The organism is Rhizobium sp. N122, assembly GCF_002211295.1.
Taxonomy (GTDB): domain Bacteria; phylum Pseudomonadota; class Alphaproteobacteria; order Rhizobiales; family Rhizobiaceae; genus Rhizobium.
Window position 1 is genome coordinate 92,274 of record NZ_LOKU01000006.1, and the last position, 17,555, is coordinate 109,828.

Annotated in this window: 16 protein-coding genes; 7 read left to right on the forward strand and 9 right to left on the reverse strand. The window is 62.8% G+C overall.

Going from position 1 to position 17,555, the window contains the following annotated elements:
• Positions 1-158: 158 nt before the first annotated feature.
• From ATY75_RS06205 to ATY75_RS06235, 7 genes are all read right to left on the reverse strand, one after another.
• On the reverse strand, positions 159-992 hold the full coding sequence (locus ATY75_RS06205) for an inositol monophosphatase family protein (RefSeq protein ID WP_088936848.1): 834 nt from the start codon (positions 990-992) through the stop codon (positions 159-161).
• Between the two features lie 99 nt (positions 993-1,091).
• A complete protein-coding gene (locus ATY75_RS06210) occupies positions 1,092-2,162 on the reverse strand; it encodes an ABC transporter ATP-binding protein (protein WP_088936849.1) in 1,071 nt (356 codons plus the stop codon).
• Positions 2,159-2,986 carry a carbohydrate ABC transporter permease gene (locus ATY75_RS06215; protein ID WP_049731567.1) on the reverse strand — a complete coding sequence of 276 codons (828 nt, stop codon included), beginning with the start codon at positions 2,984-2,986 and terminating at the stop codon, positions 2,159-2,161. The genes ATY75_RS06210 and ATY75_RS06215 overlap by 4 nt, the downstream gene beginning before the upstream one ends.
• The gene (locus ATY75_RS06220; RefSeq protein WP_088936850.1) at positions 2,983-3,885 is read right to left on the reverse strand and encodes a sugar ABC transporter permease; all 903 of its coding nucleotides are present in this window, start codon (positions 3,883-3,885) and stop codon (positions 2,983-2,985) included. The genes ATY75_RS06215 and ATY75_RS06220 overlap by 4 nt, the downstream gene beginning before the upstream one ends.
• Before the next feature lie 351 nt (positions 3,886-4,236).
• A complete protein-coding gene (locus tag ATY75_RS06225) occupies positions 4,237-5,469 on the reverse strand; it encodes a sugar ABC transporter substrate-binding protein (RefSeq protein ID WP_088936851.1) in 1,233 nt (410 codons plus the stop codon).
• 62 nt (positions 5,470-5,531) lie between these two features.
• A complete protein-coding gene (locus ATY75_RS06230; RefSeq protein ID WP_088936852.1) occupies positions 5,532-6,434 on the reverse strand; it encodes a sugar phosphate isomerase/epimerase in 903 nt (300 codons plus the stop codon).
• Positions 6,435-6,444: 10 nt separating this feature from the next.
• Positions 6,445-7,479 (reverse strand): Gfo/Idh/MocA family oxidoreductase, encoded by a 1,035-nt coding sequence (locus tag ATY75_RS06235; RefSeq protein WP_088936853.1) that lies wholly within the window; start codon positions 7,477-7,479, stop codon positions 6,445-6,447.
• 134 nt (positions 7,480-7,613) lie between these two features.
• On the opposite strand from ATY75_RS06235, the gene ATY75_RS06240 reads away from it, so the two are divergent.
• From ATY75_RS06240 to ATY75_RS06255, 4 genes are all read left to right on the forward strand, one after another.
• Positions 7,614-8,657, forward strand: a complete 1,044-nt coding sequence (locus ATY75_RS06240; RefSeq protein WP_088936918.1) for a substrate-binding domain-containing protein — start codon at positions 7,614-7,616, stop codon at positions 8,655-8,657.
• A gap of 150 nt (positions 8,658-8,807) precedes the next feature.
• Positions 8,808-9,089, forward strand: a complete 282-nt coding sequence (locus ATY75_RS06245) for a type II toxin-antitoxin system ParD family antitoxin (RefSeq protein WP_064842116.1) — start codon at positions 8,808-8,810, stop codon at positions 9,087-9,089.
• The gene (locus tag ATY75_RS06250) at positions 9,079-9,390 is read left to right on the forward strand and encodes a type II toxin-antitoxin system RelE/ParE family toxin (RefSeq protein ID WP_088936854.1); all 312 of its coding nucleotides are present in this window, start codon (positions 9,079-9,081) and stop codon (positions 9,388-9,390) included. Before ATY75_RS06245 ends, ATY75_RS06250 begins: the two co-directional genes overlap by 11 nt.
• Positions 9,391-9,642: 252 nt before the next feature.
• Complete coding sequence (locus ATY75_RS06255) at positions 9,643-10,860, forward strand: SfnB family sulfur acquisition oxidoreductase (protein ID WP_088936855.1); 1,218 nt, start codon at positions 9,643-9,645, stop codon at positions 10,858-10,860.
• Between the two features lie 79 nt (positions 10,861-10,939).
• On the opposite strand, the gene ATY75_RS06260 is transcribed toward ATY75_RS06255, so the two are convergent.
• The gene (locus ATY75_RS06260) at positions 10,940-12,148 is read right to left on the reverse strand and encodes an acyl-CoA dehydrogenase family protein (RefSeq protein ID WP_088936856.1); all 1,209 of its coding nucleotides are present in this window, start codon (positions 12,146-12,148) and stop codon (positions 10,940-10,942) included.
• 76 nt (positions 12,149-12,224) lie between these two features.
• Positions 12,225-13,271, reverse strand: a complete 1,047-nt coding sequence (locus tag ATY75_RS06265; RefSeq protein WP_064842126.1) for a substrate-binding domain-containing protein — start codon at positions 13,269-13,271, stop codon at positions 12,225-12,227.
• 229 nt (positions 13,272-13,500) lie between these two features.
• On the opposite strand from ATY75_RS06265, the gene ATY75_RS06270 reads away from it, so the two are divergent.
• The 3 genes from ATY75_RS06270 to ATY75_RS06280 are packed head-to-tail and all read left to right on the forward strand — an operon-like array spanning position 13,501 to position 17,447.
• Positions 13,501-14,985, forward strand: a complete 1,485-nt coding sequence (locus tag ATY75_RS06270) for a sugar ABC transporter ATP-binding protein (protein WP_088936857.1) — start codon at positions 13,501-13,503, stop codon at positions 14,983-14,985.
• Positions 14,982-16,031 carry an ABC transporter permease gene (locus ATY75_RS06275; RefSeq protein WP_088936858.1) on the forward strand — a complete coding sequence of 350 codons (1,050 nt, stop codon included), beginning with the start codon at positions 14,982-14,984 and terminating at the stop codon, positions 16,029-16,031. The genes ATY75_RS06270 and ATY75_RS06275 overlap by 4 nt, the downstream gene beginning before the upstream one ends.
• An 18-nt stretch (positions 16,032-16,049) precedes the next feature.
• On the forward strand, positions 16,050-17,447 hold the full coding sequence (locus ATY75_RS06280) for an LLM class flavin-dependent oxidoreductase (RefSeq protein ID WP_088936859.1): 1,398 nt from the start codon (positions 16,050-16,052) through the stop codon (positions 17,445-17,447).
• The last annotated feature ends 108 nt before the right edge of the window (positions 17,448-17,555 follow it).

The window sequence follows — 17,555 nt, forward strand, 5'->3', positions numbered from 1 at the left end:
CCGCTTGCGGCCGGAACGCAGAGGAGGCAGGGCGGCGGGCTTGTGTCCCAGGTCGCACCGCTGCCATTGGTTTATATCGCGCTCATCGGCGACTACCTCTGGAACGAAATTGACCGCCCCCTCGAACGATTCAGGCCAATCCGCGCTAACCACTTCAATCAGGCTTTGATACGGAAGCCTTCCTTGAGCCAGGGGTGCAGCACCTTGCTGGCGGCAAGGATATCGCCCTTCCCGTCGACGGTGGCGCCGGAAAAACGGGTGACGATGCCGCCCGCCTCCTCGACCATCAGCGCCGAGGCGCCGAAATCATGGATCGAAAGCCCGTCCTCGAAGAAACCATCCAGCCGGCCGCAGGCGACATAGGCGATAGACAGCGCTGCCGAGCCGAGGCGGCGCACACCCGCAGTGTTTGCCATCAGCCGCTTGATGGCGTCGAAATAGGTCTCTTCCGCCACCGCCTTGAGCTGGCCGGGGATCGGCAGGCCGGCGCCGATGAGCACGTTCTCGATGTCGCCGACATCGGCGCAGCGGATGCGCTCGCCGTCGAGATAGGCGCCGCCGCCGCGCTCGGCGCTGAACAGCTCGTCCTGCATGGCGTCATAGACGACGCCGGCGACCAGCCGGCCGCCCTCGGCGATCGCGATCGTCATGCCGAAATGCGGGAGGCCCCAGGCGTAGTTGGTGGTGCCGTCGATCGGGTCGATATAGATGATCGGCGTGTCCGGTCCGGCCGTGCGGTTGCCGACGGCTTCCTCGCCCTGGATGGCGTAATCCGGGAAGGCCTTGATCATCTCGTCGACGATGATCCGTTCGACCGCGACATCGATCTCGGTTTGATAATCGCGCGGCGCCTTGGCCAGCATTTCCTGAGAGGTTCGCCGCCGCAGCGAGCTGCGGGCAGTTTCGCCGGCCTTGACGAGCGTTTCGGCAAGCACGACGAGGCGAGGCGATGCGGTCGGCGAAAGACGCACTGAAATCGGGGAGGATGTCATGAGAAGATCCGGATGCTGCAGATGTGACGGAGTGACTCGTGCGAAACCATTCCCTTCGCAGGTTTTATGAAGCCGCCTGCCGTCGCTGTCCACCGGTTGTCATATCAGGCGATCCGTCGACGCATCGAAGAGATGGACCTGTGCCGGGTCGATCGAGAGTCCGATCCTGTCTCCTGCCTTGACCCTGTCGCGGCGGGTCTCGACGATCGTCAGTTCCGGCTGCGTCTCGGCGACGATGAAGGTCGACGAGCCGGTGGATTCGACGAAGGCGATCGGGACGTCGAAGCTGCCATGCCCGGGAGCGACAACCTCGATGTGTTCAGGCCGGACACCCGCGATGAGCTTCCGTCCAGGCTCGATCGCGCGGTTGATCGCAAGTGTCTGCTTCACGGCGCCGAAATCCAGGATCAGGCTCTTGCCGTCTTCCGCGACGATCGCCGGAATAAAATTCATCGCAGGCGAGCCGATGAAGCCCGCCACGAACCGGTTCGCCGGCCGGTCGTAGAGATCGAGCGGCGCGCCCTGCTGCTCGATGATGCCGTCGCGCATCACCACCACATGGTCGGCCATCGTCATCGCTTCGACCTGATCGTGCGTGACGTAGACGAAAGTCGCGTTCAGCCGGTCGTGCAGCGACCGGATTTCCTTGCGCATATGGACGCGCAGCGCCGCATCGAGGTTGGAGAGCGGCTCGTCGAACAGAAAGGCCTTGGGATGGCGGATGATGGCGCGGCTCATGGCGACGCGCTGGCGCTGGCCACCGGACAGTTCGCGCGGGTAGCGCTTTAGGAGATGCGAAAGACCTGTGGTCGCCGCCACCTCCTCGGCCGCCTTCTTGGCTTCCGCCTTGGCGATGCCGCGGATGCGCAGGCTGTAGGTCAGGTTCTCCTCGACCGTCATGTGCGGATAGAGCGCATAGGACTGGAAGACCATGGCGACGTCGCGCTTGCGCGGCGGCACGCCATTCATCAGCTCGCCGGCGATCCTGAGATCGCCGGTCGAGATGCTTTCGAGGCCGGCAAGCGAGCGCAGCAGCGTGGACTTGCCGCAGCCCGACGGGCCGACGAGCGCGACGAAAGTACCCTTGGCGATCGACAGGTCGATGTTCTTCAGGGCGTGGAAGGCGCCGTAATATTTATTGACGCCTCTGAGCTCGATCTGTGTGGTCATTTGAGGGCTCCAGAGGTGAGGCCGGATACGATGCGGCGCTGCAAGAGAACGAAGATGGCGAGGATCGGCGTCACATACATCGTGGCGTAGGCCATGATGTTGTTCCACTCGTTGGTGTTCGGCCCCATGAAGGAATTGAGACCGACGCTCGCCGGCTGAAGGTCGACTGCCTGGATCATCGACTTCGAATAGACGAATTCGCCGAAGGCCTGCATGAAGATCAGGATGGCGCTGACGAGGATACCGTTGCGGGCAAGCGGCAGCACGATGTTGAAGAAGGCGCCGACGCGCGAATTGCCGTCGACGAGGGCCGCCTCCTCCAGTTCCTGGGGAACGCTCATGAAGGTGGCGCGCACCAGGATGACGAAGAAGGGCATGCTCTTGGCCGCGACCGCAATGATGACGGCGAGCCGTGGCGTGGACAGCATGCCGATCTGCGAGAAGCCGACGAAGATCGGCGTGATCATCAGCGATGCCGGCAGGACCTGCAGCATCAGGATCAGGAACAGGCCGATATCCACCCAGACATTGCGGTATCTGGCCAGCACATAGGCGCAGCCGACGCCGAGCACGGTGATCAGCGCCATGGAGCCGAGAGCGATGACCAGCGAATTCCAGAGGTAGCGGCCCATGTCGCGGCTTTCCCAGACATAGGTGTAGGTGCCCCATTGGGGTGCTGCCGGCCAGAAGCTCGGCGGCGTGGCGAACATCTCCGAGCCGCTTTTCAGTGCGGTGATGTACATCCAATAGAGCGGGAAGAGATAGATCGCCGCCATGACGATCGATATTGCCAGCATCAGCCGGTCGCGATTGGTCGTCGTCATCCGCGCACCTCGTGCCGTGTGGACCTGACATAGACGACGGAGGCGAACATCACGAAGACGATCATGATGACGGAGATCGTCGCGCCCTTGGCGAAATCATATTGGCGGAAGGAAAGGTCCCAGGCCCAATATTGGGTGACGTTCGATGAATTGTTCGGCCCGCCCGAGGTGATGGCGGCGAAGAGATCGAACTGCTGCAGGGTGAAGATCAGGCCGAGCGCGATGATGGCGCCGATCGTCGAGCGCATCATCGGCAGCGTGATCGTCCAGAAGCGCTGCCAGACATTGGCGCCGTCGAGTTCGGCCGCTTCGTAGAGATCGGCGGGAATGCCGGCGAGGCCAACGGACAGCAGGATCATGTTGAACGAGGTGCCGAGCCAGATATTGGCGATGATCACGGCATAAAGCGAATAATGCGGATCGGAGCGCCAGAAGATATTGCCGGAGATGATGCCGCTTTCCCTGAGGATAAAATTCAGGACGCCGAAATCGCCTGAGAGAATCCAGTTCCAGATGGCGCCGACGACGAGGCCGGGCATCACCCAGGAGACGAGGAACAGGCCGCGCATCCAGGAGGCGCCGGGAAAATTGACCCAGAAGAACAGCGCCAGGCCGAAACCGATCAGGAACTGGCCGGCGATCGAGCCGGTGACGAAGATGACGGTGTTCACGAGGATCGGCAGCGTTTCCGGCTGCGCGAAGAGGTCGGTATAATTCTTGAAGCCGACAAAAGGACGCGAAAAGGTTCCGAGGCTGAACATGTCGACCTCCTGGAAACTCATCACCACATTGTAGATGAGCGGCAGACCCGCCATCAGGAACAGAAAGCCGAGCGGGAAAGCGACGAGCACGATATCGAAACCGCGGCCGTCCCTGACGCTCATCAGGATCCTCTTCATGCGTCCTCCGATGCTCCGATCGGGGCCGCCTGGCGCATGACGCGGAAGACGGCCCCTGCCGGGAGGAAATGGTTGATGGTCGTTGCGCCATCGGTGGGTAGTTCTCCCCAGTGGGGAGAAGGTGGCCCGAAGGGTCGGAGGGGGCGACAGGCTCGGCGTCTGCTGTTCTTCACTTGCGTTCAGAACGCTCGTCGCTTCGCTCCTCACCCCCTCATCTGCCCGTTGGGCATCTTCTCCCCGCTGGGGAGAAGGGGGAGCAAGTGGCACCCCCAGCCCTGCGCTTCCGCTTCGGGCGTTCGTCGCTGCAATCGATTGACTGGATCGATTGCTTCGGCTGCGCCGAACCGCTCCTCACCCAAGCACAGCCTTGATCTTATCCGCGGCTTGGTCGAGCGCGTCCTTCGGGCTCATCTGGCCGGTCAGCGCCGCCTGGATGGCATCCTGGATCGCCTTGGAGATCTTCGGCCATTGCGGGTGGGGGCCGCGCGGCTTGGCGTATTTCAGCTGTTCGAGGAAGACCTTGAGGGCGGCGTCCTTCAGCGGCTGGCCGGTCTCGGGAATGGTGATGTCGGAACGGGCCGGAAGCTGGCCGAAGTTCTTGAACATCTTGTCGTCCTGCGAGGCGAAATATTCGAGCGCCTTGAAGGCTTCGGCCGGATGTTTGCTGCTGGCGAAGATCGCCCAGTTGAAGTCGCCCATGGCCGAGGAGCGTTCGGCCCCTTCCTTGGGAACCGGAAGCAGGGTGACGCCCCAGTCGAATTTCGCTTCCTGGGTCATGCGGTCGAGCTCCCAGGGACCGGAGATCGCCATGGCCGCATTGCCGGAGTTGAAGGTGCCGGTGGAATCCCACTGGCCGCGCGTCAGCGTATCGGGAGACGCGAGCTTCTCGTCCATGATCGTCTTCCAGATCCCGAGCGCCTTCACCGCGCCGTCGGCATTGATGTGCTCATAGCTGCCGCCGCCCATCTGCGCCCAGGGAAGGAACTGGAAGGTGCCCTCCTCGTTGGCCTTGGCCGAGAAAGCGAGGCCGTAGACGTTCTTGGCGGGGTCGGTCAGCTTGCGCGCGTCCTCGACCAGTTCGTCCCAGGTCTGCGGCGGCTTCGCCGGATCGAGGCCCTTCGCCTTGAACATGTCCTTGTTGTAGTAGAGCGCGATCGTGTTCGTCGCCTTCGGCACGCCGTAATATTTGCCGTCCCATTCGACCGATTTCAGCGGGCCGGGGAAATAATTATCCGGCTTGATCACGCTCGACTTGGCGATCATGTCGGTGAGGTCGAGGAAGGCGCCGCGCGACGAGAACATCGCATGCTCCGGATTGTCGACGGCAATGATATCGGGCGCCTGGCCGGTGGCGTAGGCGCGCATGGCCTCGGTGACGACATCGTCGAACTGGATCAGTCGATATTCGATCTTGATGCCGTTATTCTGGGCGTTGAATTCCTTGACGAGGTTCGGCGCCGGCTGGGTGTCCTTATCCAGCGACCAGAGCGTCAGCGTGACGTCCTCGGCCTTGGCCGAAAGGCCGAAGAGTGAAACGCCTGCAAGCGCCAGAGCGCCGAGAATTGCATATTTGCGGATAGCCATGGTTCTCCTCCTTTGTGGTTATCCCCGTGTCCGGCAATTCCTCCTTGCCGGAAACGATATCATCAGACCGGATCGACAACGAATTCGCCGCCCCGGGCATGCTTGAGGTGGTTCAGCGCATAGACCTGGCCGGTCATTTCGAGTTCGTCGCGATAAACCGGGTCGTGCCAGCCTTCGATGTCGATCGAGCCGGACCAGCCGGCAAGGCGCAGCTCGGAAATGATGTCGGTCCAGTTGCTGTCGCCGAAACCCGGCGTGCGCATGAAGACGAATTTCTCCTTGCCGAAGATGCCGTGCTCCTTGATGACCTCCCAGCGGATGGTCGCGTCCTTGCCGTGGACGTGGAAGAATTTGTGCGCCCATTTGCGGATCTGCGGCATGGGGTCGATCAGATAAACCATCTGATGGCACGGTTCCCATTCCAGCCCGATATGATCATCCGGCGTCTCGTTGAAGATCAGCTCCCAGGCGTCCGGATTATGGGCGATGTTCCAGTCACCGCTTTGCCAGTTGCCGTCCATGGCGCAATTCTCGAAGGCGATCCTGATGCCCTTGTCGGCGGCACGCTTGGCAAGCTCGCTCCAGACGTGCTTGTAGCGGGGTAAACTGTCGGTCAGCGGTTTGCCGCGGATGCGGCCGGTGAAGCCGGCGACGCAGGTCGCACCGAAATGATGGGCATTGTCGATGCAGTCCTTCCAGCCCTGCAGCGTTTCCAGGTCGATGGCGCTCTCTTCCAGCGGATTGCCGAACATGCCGAGCGTCGAGATGGTGATGTCGCGGTCGCCGATCGCCTCGAGGCAGCGCTTGCCGAGTTCGGCGAGGTTCTGCCCCTTGGTGGTCTGCCAGAAGAAGGGTTCGAAGCTTTCGAAGCCCATGTCGGCAATCGCGCCGATGCGCGTGGCGGCATCGCCCTTGTTGCCGCTGACCATGGTGCCGATGCGAATGGATTTTGCAGGGTTGCTCACGTCACGCTTCCTATGCTGAAATTTCGATGCGCTTGCCGGTCTTGGCGCTTTCAATGGCGCCGAAGACCATGGCGAGGCTTCTGATATTGTCGGAATTAACCGTTTCAGGCTGCTTGCCGGTGCGGATCGCCGCGATGAAATCGGCAATGACGCTGGCATGGCCGTGGGTTTCCGCGTCGTGCTCCGGACCGGGAACGTTTACGGCGGCCGAGCCGCGCAACAGGCCCGGCTCCTCGCCGGCGACGGTCGCCTTGAAATTCTCCTCACCGTCCCAGGTGAGCATGCCCTTCGAGCCGACGAGACGCCACTGGCTTTCCCAACTGGTGCGCTCGCCTTCGGCGCACCAGGAGCCGCGATAGGTGAAGACGATATCGCCGGAAAATTCGAAGATGGCATTGGCCGAAGCGCCGTGCCGATACCATGACCCCTTCGGATTGCGCTCGACGCAATAGACGGCGAGCGGTTTCCGGTCGGCGACGTAACGGGCGGCATCGAAGGTGTGGATCGCCATGTCGAGCAGTAGGACATTGTCCATTTCTTCACGGAAGCCGCCGAAATGCGGCGCGAGGAAAAAGTCGCAATGGATGCCGGTGAGTTCGCCGATCGCGCCGCTGCCGACGAAACGGCGCAGGCGCCGGATGCCCGAGATGAAACGGCGGTTCTGAATGACGGCGTGGATGCGGCCGCTTTCAGCGGCGAGATCGATCAGAGCGGCCCCTTCGGCAAGCGAGGCGGCCATCGGCTTTTCGCTGAGCACATGGCAGCCGGCCTTCAGCGCCGTCGAAACGACATCGTAACGGGCGGCCGGAATGACAATGTCGAAGACCAGATCGGCCTTGGTGGCCGCGATGACCTCGGAGAGATCCGAACCGATGACGGCGTCGTTAAGGCCGAACTCCCCGGCGAGCTGTTCCGCCGTCTCGCGATTGAGGTCGACGAGGCCGACAATGGTGATGGAGTCGGCGAGATCAGGGTTGGACGCGATGGCCCGCAACCAACCTTTGGACATAGCTCCGCACCCGCACAGAATGGCACTGAATTTCACGATTTCCTCCAGGGAATGGCGCCAACTCTCCTCGTGACACGCACTCCGTAAACGTTTACGAATGTTGGCGGAAACATTTTGCGATGTCAAGAGACGCCAAATGCGAAATTATGCATGGGAAGGAAACGCAGCCGATGAAAGGGATTCGCCAGCTTGCCGAACACCTGGATATTTCGATCGGTACGGTTTCCCGGGCGCTGAACGGCAAGCCCGATGTCAACGAGCAAACGCGGCGGCGCGTGCTGGCGGCGGCCGAGGAGTTGGGCTACGTCGCCAACCAGTCGGGCCGGAGCCTGAGGCAGGGAGAGACGAAGGTCATCGGGCTGATGATCGAGTCCAGCGCGGAGGCGGTCGAAAATGCCGACAACTTCTTTCTCGGCGTCACCAGCGGGTTGCAGAGCGTCTTTGCCCGCCACAAGCTCGACCTGATCATGCTGCCCTGCCCGAGCGACGAGGATCCGCACGAATATCTGAAGAGGATCGTGGCGCGCCGGATCGTCGATGCGATGATCATCTCGAATATGCAGCGTATCGACCGGCGCATCGATCTTCTGTCGCGGGCAAAGATCCCCTTCGTTGCGGTTGGCCGCAGCCTTTCCCCCGGCAATTTCCCCTGGATCGATCTCGATTTCGAAGGCGTGGCCGAGCGTGCCGTTGAACGGCTGGTCGCGCGCGGCCACCGCCGGATCGCGATCACGGCGCCGTCGAGCGAGGTCAACCTCGGCTATGTCTTTCTCGAGAGCTATCGCGGCGCGCTCGCGCGGCACGGTATCGCCTTCGATCCGTCACTCGTCATCCGCGTCAAATCGAGCGAACAGGGCGGCTATCAGGCGGCGCATGAACTGCTTCTGCTCGAGGAGCGGCCGACGGCGGTGATCCTGATCTACGAACTGATGGCGATCGGCCTCTACCGCCGCCTGATGGAATCGGGCGTCTTGCCCGGGCGGGACCTTGCCGTGATCGGCTTCCGCGATGCCCCGCGCGCACGGTTCCTAAACCCTTCGCTCAGTTGCTTCCGTATCTCGCTCTATGATCTCGGCGTCGCGCTCGGCCAGACGCTTCTCGCCCATGTGCCGGCCTATCGCGCGTTCTATCCTGATGGCGCACGAAACATCATCTGGCCGCTTGAGTTGATACCGGGGGAAAGCGACGCCTTTCACGTTGGGGCCATGGTTTGAGCGCTGCCGGCTTGCCTCCAGGGAACCATCCCCTCCCCTCCTCGACCGGCGACCACTGGAACGGCAACTTCGGCGATTAATCGAAGTGGTGCTTGGCAAAGTGTTTAGACGGTAGTAAACTTTACCACTATCAGATCCAGGATGTGAGAAATGCCGAATGTCGAGAAAGTAAGCGTGGCCGTTACCACGCATCAGGCGGCCCTGCTTCGCGACGCGGTCAAGACTGGCGCCTATGCCACCACAAGCGAAATCGTGCGCGAAGCAGTTCGCGACTGGGAGGCCAAATGGGAAGCCCGCCAGGCTGATGCTAAACGCTTGCGGGAACTTTGGGACGAAGGCAAGGCTAGCGGCGACCCTGTGCGGGTCGATTTCGACAGGCTTCGCGAGGAGGCTCGTCAGGAACTAAGTGCTGCCCTGAACAATGCCCGTTGATCTCGTTTGGTTGCCCCAGGCCCTGGCCGACATTCGTGACATGTATGTTCAGGTCGGTCTGGAACAGCCGCAGGCAGCCGAGCGGCTTTTCGATAGCTTCGAGCGGAAGGCGAAGCTGTTGATCGAACAGCCGCGTATTGGCAGGCGCCGACCGGAAATCCGGCCGGGCGCGCGCATGTTGGTCGAAGCGCCGTTTGTTATGCTCTATGAGACCGTTCCGGACACGGACGAAGGACCGGTCCAAACCGTCAATATCGTGCGCGTCCTTCATGGCAGGCGTGATCTCGCATCGCTCGATTAAGCTGGCGCGCGACGCGGGAGCATCGGACGCTTCTCAAACACCTCAATCTTCTCCATTTGCAGAATTTTCGAAGGCGGGAATTTCATCGTCCCTCGGGCGTCGCTGCGCGGAGGTTGAACCAAAACCCTAACCGCGGTGGTCGGAGGCCGATAAGCAAACACTTTTTATTTTCCATCACATCTATAGAATTTGTACTCTTATCTCGGCGCTCGATTTCTTTCACCGATAGGACCGTCAGAATTGGAGACATCGATGAATACCGTGCTGAGGCAAGCAGATCAGATCCGGCCGGTGGCCGACCGTATCGGCAGCGATGAGGAGGCGGTTGAAACCGCCCGAAGGCTGGCGGCGCAATTTGCCGCGCGCGCTCCCGAGCGCGACGCCGATCGGATCCTGCCTTTTGCCGAGCTCGACCTGCTCGCTCAGTCGGGCCTGCTGGCGATCACCGTGCCGGCGCAATATGGCGGGCTCGACGTTTCGAACGCGGTGCTTGCCGAAATCACCGCGATCCTGTCGCAGGCGGACGGTTCGATCGGCCAGATCCCGCAGAACCATTTCTATATTCTCGAGGCGCTCCGCACCGACGGTAGCGAGGAGCAGCAGCGCTACTTCTTCAGTCGAGTGCTTGCCGGCGACCGTTTCGGCAATGCGCTTTCCGAGCGCGGCACCAAGACGGTAGGCCATTACAACACGCGCATCACCCGCGACGGCCCGGGCTACCGGATCAACGGGCGCAAGTTCTATTCCACAGGCGTGCTCTTCGCCGACTGGATCACTGTCTTCGCCCTCGATGCGGAGGAGCGGCTGACCATGGCCTTCGTGCCGAAGGGCACCGAAGGTGTCGAGATCGTCGATGACTGGGACGGTTTCGGCCAGCGCACCACCGGCAGCGGCACGACTGTTCTCGACAATGTCTATGTCAGCGCCGATTCCGTCGTCTTCCATCACAAGGGTTTCGAGCGGCCGACAACGATTGGGTCCGTCGGCCAGATCATCCATGCCGGCATCGATCTCGGCATTGCGCGCGCGGCTTTCGCCGAAACGCTTGATTTCGTCAGGACGAAATCGCGCCCGTGGATGGATAGCGGTCTCGACCGCGCCTCCGACGACCCGCTGACGATCGCCAAGGTCGGCCAGATCGCCATCCGGCTCGAAGCCGCGACCGCCCTTGTCGAGCGTGCCGGCCACAAAGTCGATGCCGCGCAGGTCGAGACGACGGAGCAGAAGGTGATCGAGGCAACGCTTGCGGTCGCCGCCGCCAAGGTGCTGACCACAGAAGTGGCGCTTGAGGCTTCGAACACGCTCTTCGAGCTTGCCGGAACCTCGTCCGTGCAGGTTGGTCTCAATCTCGACCGTCACTGGCGCAATGCCCGCACCCATACGCTGCACGATCCGGTGCGCTGGAAATATCACGTCGTCGGCAATTACCATCTGAACGGTGTGACGCCGCCGAAGAACGGCGCGCTCTGAGTTTTCGCCTCGTTACAAATGAAAATCCCACCGCCGGCGCCGGCGGTGGGATTTTGCTTTTCGGCCGTCGGCGCGCGCCTCAGCTGTAGAGGCTGACCTCCGGTATCCGGTCGTTCAGCACGAATTCACCGACTTCCCTCGCCTTGTAGAAGACCGGATCGTGCAGCGTGTGGGTGCGGACATTGCGCCAGAAGCGGTCGAAGCGGTATTTGTCCGCCGTCGAGCGGGCGCCCGTCAGTTCGAAGACACGCGCGGTGATGTCGAGCGACACATGGGTGGCATGGACCTTGGCGGCATAGGCTTCCGCCGCCGCCTCGCCGCGCTCGCGCGCCGTCACGTCGCGGCCGCGGTCGAGACCGGCTTGCACGGCGGCTGCCGCGCTGTCGGCAAGCGCCGCCGAGGCCTTCAGCGCCGCGGTGAATTCGCCGACGCGTTCGAGGATATAGGGATCGTCGGCTGCCCGCTCGACACCTGACGTAATCCACGGCCGGGTCGTGGTGCGGACATAATCGACGGCCGCCTGCAGCGCGCCTTCGGCGGTGCCGAGATAAAAATTGACGAAGACCAGCTGGATGAACGGCGTGTTGAAGGTCGACAGCACCGGCGACGGCACATCGGCTGCTGCGGGCGCGCCGACGAAATCCTCCTCGTAGACCGGGAAATCGTGGAACTCGACGCTGCCGCTGTCGGAGAGGCGCTGGCCGATATTGTCCCAGTCGTCATTGGCAACGTAGCCCGGGCGATTGGTCGGCACGGCGAAGCCGGCGATCTTGTCGTCGAGCGCCGCATTGGCATTGATGTAGTCGGAAACCCGCGCCGCCGTGGAAAAGGATTTGCGTCCGTTCAGCACATAGCCGTTGCCGCGGCGCGTCAGCACCAGGCCGGGATCGCGGGGATTGACGGCCGCACCCCAATAGAGGTTCTTCGCCACCGTTTCACTGCCCAGCACATGGGCACGCGCCGGATCGAGCGCCCAGTAGATGTACTGGCTGTTGACGAAGTGATAGCCGAGCAACTGGCCGATCGAGCTCTCGCCCCGGGCGAGGATGCGCACCAGCCGCAGCCCGTCGACCCAATCGAGGCCGCCGCCGCCGATTTCTTTGGGATGCAGCGCATTGAGCAGCCCGGCATTCTTCAGCTTGACGATCTCGGCGAGCGGCGGGCGGCCGTCGCGGTCGAGCTCGGCCGCGCGCTGGGAAAGCTCGGCCGAGATGGTCTCGGCACGGGCAAAGAGGTCTTGCCGCGTTGGGTTGCGGCTCGCGGCGAAGATGACATTGGACTGGCTCATGGGCGGAACTCCATTCTTTAAAAGATGATCCGGCGCGAGCCGCACGCTCCCGCCGGAAGGATCGAGTAAAAGAGCCTCAGAACAGCTTGTCGGGAATCCAGCTGGCGGTCGCCGCATCGCTGGTGCTGAAGGCCGGGATTTTCTCAGCCAGATCTTCGATCGTTTTGACGCCAGCCGCGCGCAGGCTCTCCTGGGTCAGCAGCGTCGGCTTCACGGTGATCTGGTGAGGAACCGTCTGGCCGGCGATTTCGAGGGCGGCGGCGCGGATGGAGACTGCGCCGACCACCGCCGGGTTGGTGGCGACGGTCGCAACCCAAGGGCTGCCTTCCTCGGTGATTTCCTGGATATCGGCCGTGGAAACGTCGGCCGAATAGATCTTGAGCTTGCTTGATATGCCGAGGTCGTTGGCGGCGAGCTTCACGCCGCGGGCGAATTCGTCATAGGGGGCGAAGACCACCGAAATATCCGGATTGGCAGTCAGCGCGGCCTTCGCCTGGTCAGCGGTCGAGGTCGCGGTGGTGTCGCTGACATTGCCGAAGCGGGCCTTTTCGACGACGCCGACATTCTCCGATTTGAACTTGTCCCAAACCTCGTTGCGGCGGTCGAGCGGCGCAAAGCCCGCGACATAGACGTAGCCGGCGTTAAAACTCTTGCCGTTGTCCTTCACCACCTGGTCGAGCGCCAGTGAGGCAAGCTCGTGATCGCTCTGCTCCACCTGCGGGATTTTCGGGTTGTTCAGGTTGACGTCGAAGGCCACGACCTTGATGCCCTTGTCGAGCGCCTGCTGCACCACGTCGCCGAGCGATTCCGGCAGGCCGTGGTCGATGACGATGCCGGAGACGCCGAGATTGATCGCCTGCAGAATCTGCTCGCGCTGTTCGGCGGCATCCTGACGTCCGGGGAAAACGCGCAGGTCGATATCCAGAGCCTTGGCCTGGGCCTCCGCGCCCGCCTGATAGGCCTGAAAGAAATCACCGGCCGAGATGTAGCTGATCAGCGCCACCTTGACCCCACCCTTGTCGAAGGGAGCCGGAGCGCCGGAAAGGCCGTCGGCCTGTGCACCCTGAATGAAAATGAACGGAATGACGGCGGCGGACAGTGCGAGCCGTGCGAGGGATTTCATCGTCGCGTTCCTTTTAACAATAAGCGGCGTCGTCTGACAGGCGGCCCCCGCGACGCGTCAAGTTATTAGATATAATCTCTATGTTTTTAGTAGATTAAATGATCCGATTTTGCGGGTTGCGGGAGATTCTTTGTTTCCGGGGCGGTGGCTGCCGGGGAAATGCGTGCCTGGAATTCGACCGTCCGAACGAGGCACACTTCCGAGACAAATGTAGTCCCGGATCTTGTCGATGCCGCTTCTTCACGTTGAAAACATAAGCCGCAGTTTCGGCTCCACGCGGGCGCTTGCCGGCGCCGATCTTGTGATCGCGCGCGGTGAAATCGTGGCGCTGATGGGCGCAAACGGCGCGGGCAAATCGACGCTGGTCAAGATCCTGTCCGGCGTGCTGACGGCCGATGGCGGCACCATCTGTCTCGATGGCCGCCCCTTCGCGCCGCAGAGCCCGGCCGAAGCGGCAAGGGCCGGCGTCGTCACCGTGCATCAGTCGACGGATCTGGTCGGTGCGGCCGGCCTGACCGTCGCCGATGCCCTGCTGCTCAACTGTTTCGCCGACCGCAGCACGCCCTTCTTCGTCTCCCGCGCCGGCATTCGCCGTGCCGCGCAGGCAATGCTCGATGCCACCGGCTTCACCCTGCCGCTCGATCGCGATTTCGGCGAACTAGCCAGCGCCGACCGGCAATTGGTGGCGATCGCTCGCGCCCTTGGCGACCGCGCCGATCTCCTCATTCTCGACGAGCCGACGGCGAGCCTTTCCGGGGAAGAGAGCCGCCGGCTCTTCGATATTCTCTTTAGGCTTCGCAGCCGCGGGCTGGCGATCCTCTATATCTCGCATCGCACCGCCGATCTTGAAGCGATCGCCGACCGCGCGCTGGTGATGCGCGGCGGCCGCGTCGTCGGCACTTTCACCCGGCCGATCGATTTTTCGAGCGCCATCGAGACGATGATCGGCCGCAGGCTCGATGCGGCGCGGCCGCATGCTCGGCCCGCGACCGGCTCTGTGATTTTCGAAATGCGCGATGCCAGTCTGTTGCCGGCGGGCGCGCCTTTCGATCTGTCGCTGCATGAGGGCGAGGTGGTGGCGGTGACCGGCGTGCTCGGCGCCGGCAAGAGCCGGCTGCTCCAGGCGATCTTCGGCGTGACGGCGCTTAAGGGTGGCGCGATGTATCTCGACGGCCGGCCCTACCGGCCGAAAAGTCCGGCCGAAGCGATCGCGGCAGGTGTTGCCATGGCAGCGGAAGACCGTCACCGGTCCTCGTTGATGCCGCCGGCCTGGCCGGGCCATTCGCTGGCGGCGACGATCAGCCTGCCGCATCTTTCCAAATGGTATCCGCATGGTTTTCTTGCCGGCGGCCGCGAACGGCGCGAGGCCGAACAGGCGATCTCCCGTCTCGGCATCAAGGCGGCAAGCCCGCTTGCCTCTGTCTGGTCGCTCTCCGGCGGCAACCAGCAGAAGGCGGTGATCGCCCGCTGGGAGGCGGAGCCGAGCCGGTTGCTGCTGCTCGACGAACCCTTCCAGGGCGTCGATGTCGGCGCGCGCCGCGATATCATCCAGGCCATCCGCGCCCGCACAGACCGGGCGACGCTGATCGCCACCTCCGATCCGGAGGAGGCCTATGAGGTGGCCGACCGCATCCTCGTCATCGACCGCCACGTGCTGAGCCCCGCTGCAGGCGGGCTCGCCCTTCATCCCGAAATCCATGGAATGTCCGCATGACGACAATCGATGACGAAACTCTGCCGCACACCGGCATCCTGCCGGGCGCCGACCGCCATCGGCTTGCGGCCCTTGGCGCTTTCCTGCGGGCGGGCGCGGTGTTCATCCTGCTGGCGCTGCTGATCGTCGGCTTCACCATCGCCGAGCCCGCCTTCATCACCATCGCCAATCTGATGAGCATCCTGCAGGCAGTATCGGTCGTCGCCATTCTCGGCGCCGGCGTCACCGTTACGCTCGCCGTCGGCGGTTTCGACCTGTCGATCGGCGCCGTTGCCGCATCGAGCGTGATGGCCGCGAGTTATGCGATGATCGTCTGGGGTCTCGACGCCTATGCGACGGTGCCGCTGGTGCTCGCCTTCGGCGCCCTGGTCGGCCTCGTCAACGCGCTGCTGATCGTCCGCCTGAAGGTGCCGGATCTGCTGGCGACGCTGGCGATGATGTTTCTGCTCTCCGGCCTGCAGCTGATCCCCACGGCCGGCCGGTCGATTTCATCAGGCCTGACCTTGCCGGATGGTTCGAAGGCGACCGGCGCCTACGATCCGGCCTTCCTGCTGATCGGCCGCTACAGCATCCTCGGCACCCTGCCCGTCGCCGTCGTGCTGATGGCGACGGTCGCCGTTCTGCTCTTCGTTCTCACCGAACGCACCCGTATCGGCCGGCTGCTGTTTGCAACCGGCGGCAACGAAGCCGCCACCCGGCTCGCCGGGGCCTCGACCGTCAGGCTGAAGACGCTCGCCTATGTCATTTCAGGCACGCTCGCCTCGCTCGGCGGCATCGTCATCGCCGCCCGCGTCGGCCGCGGCGACATTTCCTCCGGCGGCTCGTTGCTGATGGATTCGGTGGCCGCCGCGCTGATCGGTTTTGCGGTTCTCAACCTGCGGCGCCCGAACGTGCTCGGTACGATTGCCGGCGCCGTCTTCGTCGGCGTCCTGCTCAACGGCCTCACCATGCTGAACGCTCCCTATTACACCCAGGATTTCGTCAAGGGCGCCGTGCTCGTCGGCGCCCTGGCGCTGACCTACGGCCTCGGCCGCAGCAATCCGTAAATTCCAAGGAAGAAAGACATGACCCGCCAAATCAGGCTGAACGCCTTCGACATGAATTGCGTCGGACACCAGTCGCCGGGGCTCTGGCGCCATCCGCGCGACAAGTCCTGGACCTACAAGGATCTCGATTATTGGGTGCATCTGGCAAAGACGCTGGAGCGCGGCAAGTTCGACGGCCTGTTCATCGCCGACGTGCTCGGCGTCTACGACGTGCTGAACGGCAATGTCGATGCGGCCCTTCGCCATTCGGCGCAGGTGCCGGTCAACGATCCGCTTCAGCTCATCCCGACCATGGCCTACGCCACCGAGCATCTCGGCTTCGGCCTGACGGCCTCGCTCTCCTTCGAGCATCCTTACACCTTCGCCCGCCGCATCTCCACGCTCGACCATCTCACAAAGGGGCGCGTCGGCTGGAATATCGTCACCTCCTATCTCAACAGCGGCGCGCTCAATATCGGTCAGCCCGCCCAGACCAGGCATGACGATCGCTACGATCTCGCCGAGGAATATCTCGAGGTCTGCTACAAGCTGTGGGAGGGCAGCTGGGAGGACGGCGCCGTTGTCCGCGACCGGGAAGCCGGCATCTTCACCCATCCCGACAAGGTCCACCCGATCGGCCATTCCGGCCGGCATTTCAGCGTGCCCGGCATTCATCTGAGCGAACCCTCGCCGCAGCGCACCCCGGTGCTCTACCAAGCGGGCGCCTCCAGCCGCGGCAAGGATTTCGCCGGCGCCCATGCCGAATGCATCTTCGTGGCGTCGCCGTCGAAGGCGGTGCTGAAACGCTATGTCGCCAATGTCCGCGAGGCGGCCGAGCGCGTCGGCCGCAACCCGCGCGAAATCCTCGCCTTCAACCTGCAGACCGTCATCCTCGGCGAGACCGATGCCGAGGCGCAGCGCAAGTTCAACGAATACCGCAAATACGCCTCCTTCGAGGGCGCGCTGACCCTGATCTCCGGCTGGACCGGCATCGATTTCGGCCAGTTCGGGCCGGACGAGGTGCTGCGTCACCGTCATACCAATGCGGTGCAATCGGCCGTCGAAACCTTCACGACCATCGATCCGACCAAGGAATGGACGGTGCGTGAAATGGCCGACTGGGTTGGTGTCGGCGGTTTCGGCCCGGTTTTCGTCGGCTCGCCGCAGACCGTCGCCGATCTGATGCAGGAATGGATCGAGGATACCGATGTCGACGGCTTCAACCTCGCTTATGCCGTGACGCCCGAGAGTTTCGAGGATGCTGTGGATCTGCTGGTGCCGGAATTGCAGAAGCGCGGCGTCTACAAGAGTGAATATGCCAAGGGCACGCTGCGGGAAAAGCTCGGGGGAGCAGGACCGCGGCTCGTCGCTCCGCATCCGGGTGCCGCCTATCGCGATCTCTTTAGCGAGCCAAAACGCCTTGCCGCAAACGGCTGAGCAAATAATGACTGGGTGACAAAAAATGTCTCGCAGAGCTCTGCCATTTCGAATTTAACTTCTATGACTATTGGCGTTTCGCCCTGAATAGGGGCGCTCGCAATTCGA